Origin of the sequence: Brevundimonas sp. TWP2-3-4b2 (assembly GCF_049897345.1) — a bacterium.
Taxonomy (GTDB): domain Bacteria; phylum Pseudomonadota; class Alphaproteobacteria; order Caulobacterales; family Caulobacteraceae; genus Brevundimonas.
On the sequence record NZ_JAFCWB010000008.1, the window covers coordinates 15,872 to 30,381 of the forward strand.

14 protein-coding genes are annotated in these 14,510 nt (G+C 68.5%); 7 read left to right on the top strand and 7 right to left on the bottom strand.

The window, feature by feature from the left end; translation table 11 throughout:
* Positions 1-3: 3 nt before the first annotated feature.
* Genes ACP7AS_RS12395 through hisC form a run of 3 tightly spaced genes read left to right on the top strand, consistent with a single transcriptional unit; the run spans position 4 to position 2,857 of the window.
* Positions 4-1,053 carry a DUF2125 domain-containing protein gene (locus tag ACP7AS_RS12395; protein WP_426029169.1) on the top strand — a complete coding sequence of 350 codons (1,050 nt, stop codon included), beginning with the start codon at positions 4-6 and terminating at the stop codon, positions 1,051-1,053.
* Positions 1,053-1,748 carry a hypothetical protein gene (locus ACP7AS_RS12400; RefSeq protein ID WP_426029170.1) on the top strand — a complete coding sequence of 232 codons (696 nt, stop codon included), beginning with the start codon at positions 1,053-1,055 and terminating at the stop codon, positions 1,746-1,748. The genes ACP7AS_RS12395 and ACP7AS_RS12400 overlap by 1 nt, the downstream gene beginning before the upstream one ends.
* An 8-nt stretch (positions 1,749-1,756) precedes the next feature.
* Entirely contained in the window at positions 1,757-2,857 is a 1,101-nt protein-coding gene (gene hisC / locus ACP7AS_RS12405) for a histidinol-phosphate transaminase (protein WP_426029171.1), read from the top strand.
* Here hisC and ACP7AS_RS12410 read toward each other — a convergent pair whose 3' ends face one another.
* The 3 genes from ACP7AS_RS12410 to ACP7AS_RS12420 form a co-directional block, all read right to left on the bottom strand.
* Positions 2,858-3,664 (bottom strand): TIGR02186 family protein, encoded by an 807-nt coding sequence (locus ACP7AS_RS12410; RefSeq protein ID WP_426029172.1) that lies wholly within the window; start codon positions 3,662-3,664, stop codon positions 2,858-2,860. It lies immediately after the preceding gene.
* A 10-nt stretch (positions 3,665-3,674) separates the two neighbouring features.
* Positions 3,675-4,598 carry a sulfite exporter TauE/SafE family protein gene (locus ACP7AS_RS12415; RefSeq protein WP_426029173.1) on the bottom strand — a complete coding sequence of 308 codons (924 nt, stop codon included), beginning with the start codon at positions 4,596-4,598 and terminating at the stop codon, positions 3,675-3,677.
* Positions 4,599-4,722: 124 nt separating this feature from the next.
* Positions 4,723-7,545: an SEL1-like repeat protein gene (locus tag ACP7AS_RS12420; protein WP_426029174.1), complete on the bottom strand. Its 2,823-nt coding sequence runs from the start codon at positions 7,543-7,545 to the stop codon at positions 4,723-4,725.
* Between the two features lie 225 nt (positions 7,546-7,770).
* On the opposite strand from ACP7AS_RS12420, the gene ACP7AS_RS12425 reads away from it, so the two are divergent.
* On the top strand, positions 7,771-7,971 hold the full coding sequence (locus tag ACP7AS_RS12425) for a hypothetical protein (RefSeq protein WP_426029175.1): 201 nt from the start codon (positions 7,771-7,773) through the stop codon (positions 7,969-7,971).
* 96 nt (positions 7,972-8,067) lie between these two features.
* Entirely contained in the window at positions 8,068-8,577 is a 510-nt protein-coding gene (locus tag ACP7AS_RS12430) for a pyridoxamine 5'-phosphate oxidase family protein (protein WP_426029176.1), read from the top strand.
* 82 nt (positions 8,578-8,659) lie between these two features.
* Here ACP7AS_RS12430 and argF read toward each other — a convergent pair whose 3' ends face one another.
* The 3 genes from argF to ACP7AS_RS12445 all read right to left on the bottom strand — a co-directional run bounded on the left by argF (position 8,660) and on the right by ACP7AS_RS12445 (position 11,833).
* Positions 8,660-9,574, bottom strand: coding sequence for an ornithine carbamoyltransferase (gene argF / locus ACP7AS_RS12435; RefSeq protein ID WP_426029177.1), 915 nt, complete (start codon positions 9,572-9,574; stop codon positions 8,660-8,662).
* Positions 9,575-9,720: 146 nt separating this feature from the next.
* Positions 9,721-10,914: an aspartate aminotransferase family protein gene (locus tag ACP7AS_RS12440; protein WP_426029178.1), complete on the bottom strand. Its 1,194-nt coding sequence runs from the start codon at positions 10,912-10,914 to the stop codon at positions 9,721-9,723.
* Positions 10,915-11,026: 112 nt separating this feature from the next.
* Positions 11,027-11,833, bottom strand: a complete 807-nt coding sequence (locus ACP7AS_RS12445; protein ID WP_426029204.1) for an ABC transporter permease — start codon at positions 11,831-11,833, stop codon at positions 11,027-11,029.
* 267 nt (positions 11,834-12,100) lie between these two features.
* Here ACP7AS_RS12445 and ACP7AS_RS12450 point away from each other — a divergent pair, with 267 nt between their 5' ends.
* Positions 12,101-12,607: a GcrA family cell cycle regulator gene (locus ACP7AS_RS12450; RefSeq protein ID WP_426029179.1), complete on the top strand. Its 507-nt coding sequence runs from the start codon at positions 12,101-12,103 to the stop codon at positions 12,605-12,607.
* A gap of 358 nt (positions 12,608-12,965) precedes the next feature.
* On the opposite strand, the gene apaG is transcribed toward ACP7AS_RS12450, so the two are convergent.
* Positions 12,966-13,373: a Co2+/Mg2+ efflux protein ApaG gene (gene apaG, locus ACP7AS_RS12455; RefSeq protein WP_426029180.1), complete on the bottom strand. Its 408-nt coding sequence runs from the start codon at positions 13,371-13,373 to the stop codon at positions 12,966-12,968.
* 93 nt (positions 13,374-13,466) lie between these two features.
* Between apaG and ACP7AS_RS12460 the strand changes: the two genes are divergently transcribed.
* The gene (locus ACP7AS_RS12460; RefSeq protein ID WP_426029181.1) at positions 13,467-14,498 is read left to right on the top strand and encodes a 2'-deoxycytidine 5'-triphosphate deaminase; all 1,032 of its coding nucleotides are present in this window, start codon (positions 13,467-13,469) and stop codon (positions 14,496-14,498) included.
* The last annotated feature ends 12 nt before the right edge of the window (positions 14,499-14,510 follow it).

The window sequence follows — 14,510 nt, forward strand, 5'->3', positions numbered from 1 at the left end:
CTGATGACCGATCCACACCCGACACCCCCCCGCCATTCCCGCCGCAGCCTCGCCACGCCCTTCATCATCGTCGGCCTTATGCTGGCGGCCTGGACGGGCTGGTGGTTCTATCTGACGCACCAGATCGAGACCCGGCTGGACGCGCAGATCGTGGCCCTGCGCCAGGACGGCTGGCGCATCAGTTCGGCCTCGCGGACGATCACCGGCTGGCCGTTCAGGGCGCGGGTGTCGCTGCCGCACGCCGACATCCTGGCCCCCTCCGGCCACGGGATCGCGGCCCCGGAACTGATCGCCGAGGCCAGTGCCTACAATCCCGACAAATGGGTTGTTATCGCCCCCGACGGCCTGACCCTGACCCGCGCCGACAAGGGCAAGGTCGGGATCGCTGGAGATGGCCTGCGTCTCAGCGTCAGTCATCTGCGCGAACGCTTTCCCGATCTGCGGGTCGAGATGATCCGCCCGACCTTTACCGCCCACCGCGATGCGCAGCCCTTCCCCATCGCCTCGGCCGACCGGATCCTGCTCAATGTCCGGCCGCACCTGACCAACGGCCGCGCCGCCACCGACGAGATGGACGTGGCGTTCGAACTGGTCGATGCGCGCGGCCGCCCCGGCGGCCCGGTCGAGGGGGCGACGCGTCAGGGCCGTCTGACGGCCCGGATCGAAGGCACGGTGGTCAACGCCAGCAAGCTCAGCGGCATGGACAGCGCCGGCGTCTTCGCCGCCTGGACGGCCTCGGGCGGCCGTTTCACCGCCATCAAGGGCGAGCTGGAAGCCGGCGAAAGCCGCGCCCATATCGAAAGCACGGTCCTGTCCGCCGACGCCGATGGGCGGTTACAGGGTGATGTCGCCCTGAAGGCCGAACAGCCGATGGCCGCGATCTCCGGTCTGGCCAGCTCCCGCTCGGGTTCGGTCAACCGTTTGGGGGCCACCGGGGCCGCCGCGGCCACGGCCGCCTCCGGAGACCGGGGTGTCGATCTGGTCATCCAGTTCCGCGACGGACGCACCTGGCTGGGGCCGTTCGCCCTGGCCCCGGCGCCGAAGCTGTTCTGATGCCGCCGCAGCCGTTGATCGAGCCCGAGGCCGATGCCGAACGGCTGGGCCTCGACCGGGCGATCGCCGACGCCGTCCGCGCCCGGCTGGCGTCGGGCCCACGGCCCTCTGCCGACGCCGACGCCATTGCCTTGCGACAGAGCCTGCAAGGCCTGGCCCCCGCCGAAGCCTCGACCCTGCGCGCGGTGCTGGGACGGATCGACGCGGCCGCGGGCGCGCCGCTGGTGGTCTGGGGGTCGGCCAGCCAGACCCTCGCCGCCGATCGCCACGGTCTGACCGCCCGCACCGCCGCCGACCCGGATCAGGCGCTCGCCGTCGTCCGTGACGGAGCCCGCGCCCTGATGGACCTGTCGCCATCGTCCGGATGGTGGGGCCGACTGCTGGCCGAGCCCGCCCTGAGGGTCGTGGGGGCCCTGCCGGACGACCGTCACGGCCTGCCGCGCGCCCTGGTGGTGCAGCAGGCCCGGCCCGGCCCGACGGGCGACGACCGCACCTTCTGGACCACCGACAGCGCTGCCCCGAGCGCCACCATCGTCGAGGCCCTGGCCGCCGCCGGCCTGATCGCCAGCCCGTTGATGGCGGCGGGCGGCTTGAAGCTGTTCATGCTGGCGGGCTATGTGCAGGCCGAGGACGGGCGGCTTTCATCGGCACCCGGCGGCCTCAGCGGCGTGATCGGCGCCGCGCCCGTATTCTGAAAGCCCTCATGACCGACGCGCCCCACACCGCTCCCGCCCCCAAGCCCGGTATCCTCGACATCGCCCCCTATGTCGGCGGCAAGTCGCGCATCGAGGGCGTGGCCACGCCGATGAAGCTGTCGTCCAACGAAAACGCCCTGGGTGCCGGCGCAAAGGCCCGCGCCGCCTATGAGGCCTCGGTCGCCAACATCCACATGTACCCCGACGGCCGGGCGACGAAACTGCGCGACGCGGTGGCCGAACACCACGGTCTGGAGCCCGAGCGGCTGATCTTCGGCAATGGCTCGGACGAGGTCTTCGCCCTGCTGAACCAGACCTATCTGACGCCGGGCGACAATATCGTCAGCGGCAAATACGGCTTCCTCGCCTACCGCATCAGCGCCCTGGCCAACCAGGCTTCGGTCAAACTGGCGGCCGAACCCGACTTCCGCCTGACGCCCGAAGCCATCCTGGCCGAGGTCGATGAGCGCACCCGCATCGTCTATGTCTCGAGCCCATCCAACCCGACCGGCAGCTACAACACCGCCGCCGAAATCCGCGCGCTGCACGAGGGCCTGTCGCCCGACGTCCTGCTGGTCATCGACGAGGCCTATGCCGAATTCGTCGCCGAGCCGGACTGGGAGACCAGCTTCCCCCTCGCCCGCGACGCCGCCAACATCGTCGTCACCCGGACCTTCTCCAAGCTTCACGGCCTCGGCGGCCTGCGCATCGGCTTCGGCTATGCACCGCTCAAGGTGGCCGAGGCGGTCGACCGCATCCGCCTGCCGTTCAACGTCTCGATTCCGGGGATCGAGGCCGCCGTCGCCGCCCTGGGCGACGAGGCCCATCAGAAGGCATCCCGCGACCTGGTCGAGACCTGGCGTCCGCGCCTGACACAGGCGATCCGCGGCTTCGGCTTCGACGTCTTCCCCTCAGCGGGCAATTTCGTGCTGGTCCGGTTCCGCGACGCCGCCCAGGCGACCGCCGCCAACGACTATCTCAATACAAAGGGCATCATCGTCCGCCCGGTCGGTGGCTACGGCCTGCCCGACTGCCTGCGCATCACCGTGGGGACCGACGACCAGAACCGCGCCGTGATCGACGCGCTGAGCGAGTTCGCGGCGGGGTGATTACTGCCGCCTGAACACCCGGCTCGCCGCCCAGCCGGTGAAGGCCGCCAGCAGGACGCACAGCAGGCCATAGGTCCACGGGCGGCGGTGGGCGAACTCGAAGACGTCGCGCTCGAACCCGACCTTTTCGACCGTCAGGGTCAGATTGCTGACCGACACCGGTTCCCCGTCCTGGAACAGCCAGACCTCGGCGAAATACTGGCCGGTCGGGGCGACGGCGGGCAGTTCGACCTCGGCCCGGAACAGGCCGCGGTCGACGAACTCCACCCCCTCGGGGTCGGTGTTGTAAAGCGCCGCCGCCTCACGCAGCCGGATCACGGCGCGGCGGTAGTCGAGATAGTCCTCGCCCAGCCGGCTGACGACCACGTCGCGCACGCCGTAGCGGGTGACGGTACGGCTTTCGTCAGGGGCGTTGATCCGCAGGTGATCGACGCCGACACCCAGCCGGCGCAGCTGGCCGAAGTCGGCGATGTCGGACAGGGGCCGGGTCGAGGCCGTCATGTAGAAGCCCGGCGCGCCCTCGAACAGCACCGGCCGGCTGTTCAGCCAGACGCCCGTGTTGCGCGTCTTCTTGACCAGACGCACCGGCCCGTCCGGTCCGCGCACGACCACGACCACATCGGCCGGGACACTGCTGGGATTGAAGACCGCGCCATAGAGGACGATCGACGCCCCCCGGAAACTGGAATCCACCATGACCCGCGCGTCGGTCATGGCGGCGGCGACGCGCACCTGGTCCGTCGTGCTGGTCGAGCGCTCCGGCGCGGGGGCCGAGATAGCGGGAGGCGGCGGCGGAAGGGCGATCATCGGGCGACCCTCACTGCGCAGTGCCGGGGGCGAAGGCGAACAGGTCGGACGGCCGCACGAACAGTTCCAGCCCCATATAGATGCCGACCGCCAGCACGATCAGCGCCAGCAGGGCGCGCAGTTCCTCGGCCCGGAACCGTCCCGACAGCCGCGCCCCGAACTGGGCCCCGACGACACCGCCCAGCAGCAGCAGGGTCGACAGGACGATGTCGACGGTCTGGTTGCGGCCGGCCTGGAGGATGGTGGTCATGGCGGTGACAATGATGATCTGGAACAGGCTGGTGCCCACCACCACCCCGGCCCGCATCCGCAGCACATACAGCATCGCCGGCACAAGGATGAAGCCGCCGCCCACGCCCATGATCGCCGACATCACGCCCACGAACGTCCCCAGGGCGAAGGGCGGAATGACGCTGATATAGAGCGCCGAACGCGGGAACCGCATCTTCAACGGCAGGCCGTAGAGCCACAGCGGCCGGCGGCGTTCCTTGTGCGGGGCCACTTCGCCGCGCACCCGACGCAGGATCTGACCCAGGCTCTCGTAGAGCATCAGGGTGCCGATCGTGCCGAGGAACAGCAGATAGGACAGGGCCACCGCCAGGTCGGCCTGGCCGAGCAGGCGCAGATAGCGGAACAGCTCGACGCCCAGCAGCGCACCCAGCACCCCGCCGGCGGCCATCAGCGAGCCGATCTTGTAGTCGACGGCCTTCTGGCTGGTGTAGCTGATCACGCCCGAGGTCGAGGAGGCCACGACGTGGCTGGCCTGGCTGGCAACCGCCACCGCAGGCGGGATTCCGAGGAAGATCAGGATCGGGGCCATCAGGAAGCCACCGCCGATCCCGAACAGACCGGACACGAATCCGACCGTCGCGCCCAGCAAAACCAGGAACGGCCAGTTCACCGAAACCTCGGCGATCGGCAGATAGATATCCAAAGGACGCGCCTTCGGCTGGAACTGAAGCTAGGCGCCGGTCAGGCGACAACGGAAGTCTGAGTGTCCTAGACGCCGCGGGCGGTCCCCGCCACCCGATGCGTCAGAAAAGCGTAGCGGTATCGTGTCAGGCGAGTGGCTCGACCTGGAATTTGTCGACCTCGGCGCGGACCTGGGTCCGGGTCGCGGCAGGAAGGGTCTCGGCCAGGCGTTCTGCGGCCGACCGGGCGTCGCCGTCGCCGGCGCGCGCTGCGATCAGGAACCATTTGTAGGCCTGGGCCGGATCGGCCTCGATCGCCTCGTCGCCGGTTTCGTAAAGTTTGGCCACGTTGAACTGGCTGTCGACCAGGCCACGTTCCGCCGCCTTCTTCAGCCACTTCAGCGCCTCGGCATGATCCTGGGCCCCGCCGGTGCCCTCGAACAGATACATGCCGTAGGCGTGCATGCCCTTGGCGTCGCCGCCGTCGGCCGCGCGGCGGGCCCAGACCCGGGCTTCGCGCAGATTGACCGGTACGCCCCTGGACCCGTCCTGATAGAGGCTGGCCAGATGCAGCTGGGCCGCGGTGTAGCCGGTCGCGGCGGCGCGTTTTAGCGTATCGACGCCGCTGGCCGCGTCCGCGTCGAGAAGTTCGACCGCCTGCTGGTAGAGGTCCGCGCCCCGGACCAGATCCTTCGGCGTGGCCGCGGCGGGCAGCACGGCGAGGGCCGCGACAGGCTGGACCTCGGGCTGGCCCGACAGGCCGGGCAGGTTCAACCCGGGAATGTTCAGGCCCGACCCGGTCAGCTGGCCAGTCGCATACGCACCGCCACCCGTCAGCAGAACGGCGATGGCCGACGCACCCAACGCCTTGCGCACCGTGCTGCCTCCGCGCGACGCCTGTTTGTCCAGCCGCTCCTGCAGCTTGGACTTGCCACCGCGCTTGAGGCCGAAACCGGTCCGGGCCGGCGTTTCGGCGGCTTCCGGCGACGCCATGGCAGCGCGGGCGGCGTCGATCGCAAGACGGGTCGAAGAGGCGCGACTCTGGGCCGCCGCGGCGCGCAGGGCGCGCGGGTTCACGAAATCGGTCTCGCCGGCGAAGTCGTCAGGCTCGGAGTCAAACGCCGTCGGGGCCGTAGCCTCCAGCGCGTCCGTAACATCGGCCCCGCCGAAATTCTGGCCGAACGCAAAAGACGCAGGCTCGGTTGTCGGCGGCGCTGTCCTCTCGACGGCGGGCGCGAACGACGGTTCCTCAAGGGCGACGGGATCAGCCGGGCGGCTTCCGAACGGCATCACGGGCGCATCAACCTCGGTCCGCGGACCGCGCATGACCGCATCAAAGATGGCGTCGGCGCTCAGCGCCTCTTCGCGGGGCGTGACCGGTTCCGGTTCGGGCGGGGCAAGATCCGCGGACCAGGCCTGCTGTTCGGCATAGACCGGATCGTTGAACGTCGCCCCGGAGAAGGCACTGGCCGGGATTTCCGGGCCCGGGATGTCGGCGTCCGGGAAGGCCGCATCCGGGAAGGCCGCCGCGCGCCAGTCGGGCTCGACCACCGCCGTCGGGGCTGCCCGGACGGGCTCGGCCCGGCGCTCTATGTTGCCGCGCGCCTCCGCGATCAGGGCGGCCGTGCGTTCTTCGGACAGCCGCATCCGTTCGGCCAGTTCGCCGGACGCGCGGTCATAGCCCTGTTCGATCTTGCTGGAACTGTCAGCCAGCCGCCGGCCGATGTCTTCCAGTGCCTGCTGCGAGCGGCGCTCGGACTGGGCGATGCGTTCGCTCAGACGGTCGGAAATGCGGGTGATCTCGCCGCCTAGTTTTTCCAGCGCCAGGGCGTGGCGATCATCCGCAGCCGTCAGCCGCTGTTCCAGTCCCTGGGCCAGACGGCCCATGTCGCCCTCGACCTTGCGGCCCAGCGCCTGGTTGAGCTGCTCGAGCTGGAGCGGCGCCGCGGTCTCGATCGACTGGACCCGGCCGTTCAGGTTCTGGGCGATGCGCAGGACTTCGCGGCCCATGGCCTCGACGGCCTTGGCCGAACGCTCCTCGGACGATTTGACCTGGTCGCCGATGGACAGGACGGCGCGTTCGATGCGGTCCATCCGGCCTTCGGTCTCGGCGGTGTCGAGCCGCCGCATCATTTCGGCGCGGTTGCTCTCGACCTGGCGGCTCAGGGTCTCGGCCAGCTTTTCAAAGCGGGCGGCCTCGCGGGCGCTCTCGGGCTCGACCCGGCCTTCGGTGGCGCGCAGGCGCTGGTCCAGTCCGGCGAACGAGCGCTCCAGCCCGCGCAGGGCCTCGGTGGTGCGGGTCTGGGCCTGATCCAGCCGCTGGCCGACCTGGGCCAGCAGGTCCGCACCGACACCGGGGCCGGCGGCCTTTTCGACGGCGTCCATGCGCTGGCGCAGTTCGTTGACGCCCGAGCGCTGCCGCTCCTCGATGTCGTAGAGCCGCCCGGCCAGGGCCCCCATGGTGGTCTCGACCTTGCCGAAGGTCTCGGCCGTCTGGGGCCCGACCTCCTGCTCGAAGCGGCGGAGGCGGCGATGGCCCTCGCGCAGTTCCTCGGCGATGTCGTCGATGCGGCGGCCGTGGGTCTTGTCGCTCTGATCCTGGCTGTCGAGCCGGCGCACCAGCCCCGAGACAGCTTGGTCCACACCCTGGATGGCGATGGTCGAGCGGCGCTCGGCGGCTTCCAGACGGGCGGCGATCGCGTCGATCGAGGCCCCCAGACGGTCCAGCTGGTTGTCGGCACCGCCATAGGCGTCGTCCATCCGGCGGCTGCGGCCACGGCGTTCATAGCTGTCAGCGGCGTGCGGTCGGCGCGACAGCGGGACAACGCCTTCGTCGTCGTCGCCATCTTCCATGATGATCGTATTCAGCCACTCGCCCAGCGTCATGCCGGAGCGACGGGCGAGGTCCTTGGCGATCTCGCGCGCCTTGGGCTCGATGCCCTTCACGCTCCACGGCGCGGCTGCGCTCACTGATTCGCCTCCCGACTTACTTGCCGAACGCTAGACGCCAAGATGATGCGTGTAAACGCGTGGTTAACCCCAAGATGTAGCGGTATCCCCAGCTTCCTGTGGACAGCGCTCAGAGCCGATGAATATTTCGGGCCAGCATGGTTAACGCGGGGTGAAGATTAACCTCCCGGCAAGGATTCAGCCCTTGCGTCAGAGGGTCCGGCAGGCCACCTCGCGGCCATGGACATGACGCTCACCCTGGCCCTGATCGGGGCGACCCTCGCCTTGGCCATTTTCGCCGGCTGGCGGGGCGCGAGGCCGTGGGATCCGAGGCGCGGGGTGCGCATGATCCCCTGGCGGCTGATCATGCTGTTGGCCGGGACGGGGATATTCATCTTGCTGATCCACCTCGGCACCCTGCTGGGCGTGCCGCAAAGGCCGTACTGAGGCACCCGACAATGGCTGCGGCCGAATGGCTCCTGCCGGGAACCGGGGTCCGTTCCGGCCATTCCTGATCGACCCCCCGATCAAGGAGACCGCCCCATGGCCGACAAGACCCTGACCGCCGCCGACGCCGAGAAGGAATTCTGGGACCACCTCAAGAAATCCAACACCGGCCTGCTCGGCCTCGACCAGCCGGGCTATCACGCCCAGCCGATGACGGCCTTCCGCGAGGAAGAGACCGGGACGATCTGGTTCTTCACCCGCGACGACACCGACCTGGCCAGGGACGCCGGTGTCGGTTCAGGCCAGAGCGCCATGTTCCACTATGGCTCGAAGGACCAGACAGTCTGGGCCTGCATCCACGGCGAACTTTCAATCGCGCCGCGGAACGCCGAACTGATCGACAAATACTGGAACCCGATCCTCGCCGCCTGGTATCCCGAGGGCAAGGACGACCCGCACCTGACCCTGCTGCGCTTCGACGCCGATGACGGCCGTATCTGGGTCAGCGAAGGCGGCTTCTTCAAATTCTTCTACGAGGTCGCCAAGGCGAACATCACGAAGACGCTGCCGGACCCGGGCGGGGTCGTGGACGTCAATCTGCAGTGAGGTCTTAGGTCGTAGGGCTTGGGTTTCAGGGACGCAGCGCGGCAGGCCCGCGCTGCGCTTCCTAAGCCCTACCCACCAAGCCCTACCCCGCGAAACACCACGCCAGCACGGCCTTCTGGGCATGGATGCGGTTCTCGGCCTCGTCCCAGACCAGCGAGCGCGGGCCGTCGATCACCGCGTCGGTGACCTCCTCGCCGCGGTGGGCGGGGAGGCAGTGGAGGAAGACGGCGTCACCGGCGGCGGCGTCCATAAGCCGGTCGTCGACGCCATAGCCCTCGAACGCCTCGAGCCGCGCCTCATAATCGCCGTCGCCCATCGAGACCCAGGTGTCGGTCACCACCACGTCGGCCCCGGCGACCGCTTCGCGCGGATCGCTGGTCAGGGTCACATGATCCCCACCCCTGGCCAGGTCGCGCAGATCGGGGTGATAGTCGGCGGGACAGGCCACGTTGAAGTGGAAGCCCAGTTTCGGTGCCGCATGCATGAAGCTGTGGCAGACGTTGTTGCCGTCCCCGACCCAGGCGATCGTCTTGCCGGCGATCGGCCCGCGATGCTCCTCGATGGTCATGAGGTCGGCGAGGATCTGGCACGGGTGCGAGCGGTCGGTCAGACCGTTGATGACGGGGACCGTCGAGACGCGGGCGAAGCGTTCGACGTCCTCATGGCTGTTGGCGCGGATCATCACCGCATCGACCATGCGCGACAGGACCCGCGCGGTGTCCTCGACCGGCTCGCCGCGGCCCAGCTGCATGTCGCCGGCGTTGGCGATGATGGAGTCTCCGCCCAGCTGCCGGATGGCAGCGTCGAAGCTGAAGCGGGTGCGCGTCGAATTCTTCTCGAACACCATCGCGAGGACGCGGTCCTTCGCGGGTGCGTCGGCATCCACGCGGCCCTTGGGCCAGCCCTTGCGCGCCGCCTTGCGGGCATGGGCGTCGTCGAGGATGGCCCGCAGGTCTGCGGCTTCGAGCCGATACAGATCGAGGAAGTGTCTGACCATGATTTCCGCTCATCCCGGCGAAAGCCGGGACCCAGTCCTTTTGTGAGGCAACCCGGCCGGGATAAGCCGTCTTGCCAGATATCACCCACCGATCGCCCAAAGCACTGGGTCCCGGCTTTCGCCGGGATGAACGGAAGAATTTTGGATCAAGCCGCCATCTTCGAGCGCGCGTACTCGCAGGTTCGCTCGAACCGTTCGACCGCCTCGCGCGCCTCTTCCAGCGTCAGGTTCAACGGCGGCAGGATGCGGCAGCAGTTGTCGCCACCGCCGGCGATCAACAGGTGCTGTTCGTCCCGCGCCCAGCCCATGAATTCGCGGTTGTTGGGGACCAGCTTGACCCCCAGCAGCAGGCCCTTGCCGCGCACGTCCACGATCACATCGGGGAAGCGCTCTTTCAGACCGTGCAGCTGCTGCTTCAGATAGCCGGCGATCTCGTTGACGTGGGCGAGGGTCTCGGGCTTAGAGATCTCGGCGAAGGCGGCACCGCCCACGGCCATGGCCAGGGGATTGCCGCCGAAGGTCGAGCCGTGCACGCCGACCGTCATGCCGGTCGCCGCCCGCGCGCTGGCCAGGCAGGCCCCGATAGGGAAGCCGCCGCCCAGGGCCTTGGCGATGGCCATGATGTCCGGTGCCATGCCGCCCCACTCATGGGCCCACAGCTTGCCGGTCCGGCCCATGCCGCACTGGACCTCGTCGAAGATGATCAGCACGCCGTTTTCGTCGCACATCTCACGCAGGCCGCGCAGGCAGACCTCGGGAATGGCGCGGCAGCCGCCCTCGCCCTGCACCGGTTCGACGATGATGGCGGCGGTGTTCGGATTGGCGATCGCGGCCTTGAGGGCTTCATGGTCGCCGAAGACCAGCTGGTGGAAGCCCTCCATCGGCGGGCCGAAGCCATTGGTGTAGCTGGGGTTGGCGGCCGCATTGATGGCCCCGTAGGTGCGGCCGTGGAACGAGCCGTCGAAGCCGTAGATGTCGATCCGCTCGGGCTGGTCGTTGGCGAAATGATACCGGCGCGCCGTCTTGATCGCGCATTCGACCGCCTCGGTGCCCGAGTTGGTGAAGAAGACCACATCGGCGAACGATTTTTCACACAGGGCGTCGGCGAGGGCCTCCTGCCCCGGAATCTTGAAGATGTTGGAGACGTGCCACAGCTTCTCGGCCTGGTCCTTGACCGCCTGGACAAGGGTCGGATGGGCATGGCCCAGGGCATTGGTCGAGATGCCCATGACACAGTCGAGGTATTCGGTCCCGTCCGTGGCCCACAGACGCGCGCCCTGTCCGCGATCCACCTCCAGCGGCGCGCGGTTATAGACACCCATCAGATGTTCAGTGGACACGGGGCAGGCCTCCAAAAGCGAGACGGCCCCGGCGCTGGCTGCGACGGGACCGCTTGAAAAAGGGTCAGACCTTGTCGGACGGGGGGCCGGCTTAGTCAACACCGCCCGTGGGTCAGCTCTTCAGCCGCCAGCCCGATTTGAACACCGACCAGCAGGCCCAGGACATGACCAGCGTCAGCACCGCGCTCATCACGACGCCGACCCAAAGGCTGCCCTCGGCGTGGCCGATGAAGCCCGAGCGGAAGCCGTCGATCATGTAGAAGATCGGATTGAAAAGGCTGATGGTCGCGAACGGCTCGGGCAGGTTGTCGACCAGATAGAAGGTGCCGCTGAGGAAGGTCATCGGCATGATCAGGAAATTCTGCACCGCCGCCAGCTGATCGAATTTCTCGGCCCACAGACCGGCGAAGACGCCCAGCATCCCCATCATCAGCGACGCCGTCAGACCGAACCACAGGATGACGGCGATGTTGGTCACGCCCATCTTCGCGAACGGCAGCACGCAGACCGCCGTCACCAGCCCGACCGCGATGCCGCGCGTGGCCGCGCCCAGCGAAAAGCCGATGGTCAGCTCCAGCGGACTCAGAGGCGGCGTCAGAAAGTCGGTCGAGGTGCCCATGATCTTGGCCTGGATCAGGCTGGACGAGGCGTTGGCGAAGGCGTTGTTGAGGATCGCCATCATGATCAGACCCGGGGCCACAAACTCCGCGAACGGCGTGCCGTGCAGCGGCGGCCTGGCGCCTTTCAGCGCCACCACGAAGACCAGCATATAGAGCAGGGTGGTCACCACCGGCGCCGCCACCGTCTGGGCCCCGACCTTCCAGAACCGCCGCACCTCGCGCAGGTACAGGGTCTGCACCCCGATCCAGTTGATGCCGTCATAGCGGCGCGGCTGGGGGGTCGTGCTCGGATCGGTCATGGGCGTGAGATGGGGCAAGGCGAGTGATCAGGCAACAGGCAACAGGCAGCGGGCGGCCGACCCCTCTGTCTGGCGCGCCGTTCTGATGCCTGTTGCCTGCTGCCTGATGCCTCCCTCCGTTAACCATCCCTACATCTGGTTCCTGTGGACGGACTGATTCGCACATCTTGCGTCTGGTAAGAGCTCGTTTACGATTAGTGGTAGGTCGAGGCCTCCGGAGGGGGGACTGGACCCCATATATTGAATCCGAGACCCGGAGGGTTGGCTATGACCGCAGGCTGGACAGAAGACCGCGTCGGCGCGCTGAAGAAGCTCTGGCTTGAGGGCCAGTCGGCCAGCCAGATCGCCAAACAGCTGGGCGGCGGCGTCACCCGCAACGCCGTCATCGGCAAGGTGCACCGCCTCGGCCTGTCGGGCCGCGCCGCCCCGTCGCAGCCCGCGCGCGCCACCTTCCGCCCGTCGCGTCCGCGCCCCGCCCAACCGACCCAGGCCCCGTCGGCCCCGCGCCGCATCGAGGCGGTCCAGCCGCGTCCGGCCGCGCCGCAGCTTCCGGTCGCCATGCCCGACCTGCCCGGCACCGCCACGGTGATGACCCTGGGCGCCCATATGTGCAAATGGCCGATCGGCGATCCGTCCTCGACCGAATTCAGCTTCTGCGGCCGCCGCGCCTCGGAAGGCGTCTATTGCGTCGAACACGCCCGCGTCGCCTATCAGCCGGCGATGAAGCGCGGCGGGGCGACCGACCTGGCCCGCTCGCTGCGGCGCTATATCTAGGGGCGCTATCGCTCGCGACGCGGTCGCTCGCTGCTTGAGCGCCGCGTCCCGGAATTCATTTCTAGCGCTAAGGCCGGCGATCGCCGTCAGCGCCCAAAGAAATGTCATCAACGGCTCCTATTGAGCCGCCCTCCGCCTCAAGGCCGCACCCGCATGCGGCCTTGAGTGCAGGGGCGGGGCTGCGCTTTTCCGGGTTGACGCAGCCCCTCACCCCCGCCTCCGCGACGCAGCGGCTCAGGTGGCTAGTGGCTAGTGGCTAGTGGCTAGTGGATCGCTGCTTCACTGACGGCGGAAGGGCGGCACAGACCGCGCCGTCGCTCCGTTGTTGGCCAGCCACTAGTCACTCGCCACCAATCACTCAGTTCAGCACGCGCCGGTCCCCCGGCACGTCCAGACTGAAGGCCGGGATCGCCACCTCGAACGAACGGCCCGCGTCGTCGGTCATGGCATAGCCCCCGACCATCGAACCGGAAGCCGTGCCGAGCGGGCAGCCCGAGGCATAGGAATAGCTGTCGCCGGGCTGGATCGTCGGCTGTTCGCCGATTACGCCGGGCCCGCGCACCTCCTCGACGTGACCGAGGGCGTCGGTGATCTCCCAGCGCCGGGCGATCAGCTGCACCGGGGCGGCGCTCAGGTTCACGATCTCGACCTGATAGGCCCAGACCCAGCGCCCGCTCTCCGGATCGGACTGGCCCGCCAGATAGCTGGGTCGAACCCGGACCAGGATCCCGTCGGTTTCGGCTTCATAGGCGGGCGTGTCGTGCATCCGTCCATGGTCCAGCAACCCGTCCCCGCGTCAAGCACCGCCGTGCACCGCTCGACAGGGGAGACACGGCGAAAAATCGTGTAAGCCGGACAGATGCAGACCTTCAAATCCACCATCCCGGGCATCCTGCCCTGCCAGTCCATCGAGGCCCTGATCGCCGGCGGCGCGATCGCTTCGGACACCCCGTTCGACGCCGACCAGGTCCAGCCGGCCAGTCTGGACCTGCGCCTGTCCGACGAGGCGTGGCGCGTGAGGGCCTCCTTCCTGCCGGGGAAACGCACCGTCGAGGACCGCATCGCCGATGTCTCAATGCACCGGATCGACCTGTCCGGCGGCGTCGTGCTGGAGCGCGGCTGCGTCTATATCGCGCGCCTGCAGGAGCGGCTGAACCTCCCGAAAGGGCTGATCGCCCGCGCCAATCCCAAGAGCTCGACCGGCCGGGTCGACGTCTTCGTGCGCCTGCTGACCGATCGGGGCGCGAGCTTCGACGATGTGGCCGAGGGCTATGAGGGTGCCCTGTATCTGGAAATTTCGCCCCAGACCTTCCCCATTCTGGTGCGTCCCGGCACCCGTCTGAACCAGCTGCGTCTCAAGGCCGGCGAACCGCCCAAGCTCGAGACCCGCAGTGTCGGCGTCGAGCTTCAGGGCGGCGACGGGGCCGTGGTCGGCTTCCGCGGCCGCCGCCATGCAGGCGTGATCGACCTCGACAATATCGACGGCCATGACCCGCGCGACTTCTGGGAGCCCCTGACCCTGCGCCGTGGCGAGCTGCTGCTGGATCCGGGCGAATTCTACATCCTCGCCTCGTCCGACGACGTCGAGATCCCGGTCGACCAAGCCGCCGAGATGACCCCGATCGATCCGTCGGTCGGCGAGTTCCGCGTCCACTACGCCGGCTTCTTCGACCCCGGCTTCGGCACCGACGAGGCCCACGGTGCCGGCTCCAAGGGCGTGCTCGAGGTCCGCACCCACGACACCCCCTTCCTGCTGGAGCACGGCCAGATCGTCGCCCGGCTGGTCTATGAACCCCTGACCGAACGCCCGACCCGTCTCTATGGCGAGGGCGGCAGCCACTACCAGCGGCAAGGGCTGAAGCTGTCGAAACATTTCCGGCCGTGGGGGTGAAGGGCGAGGGCT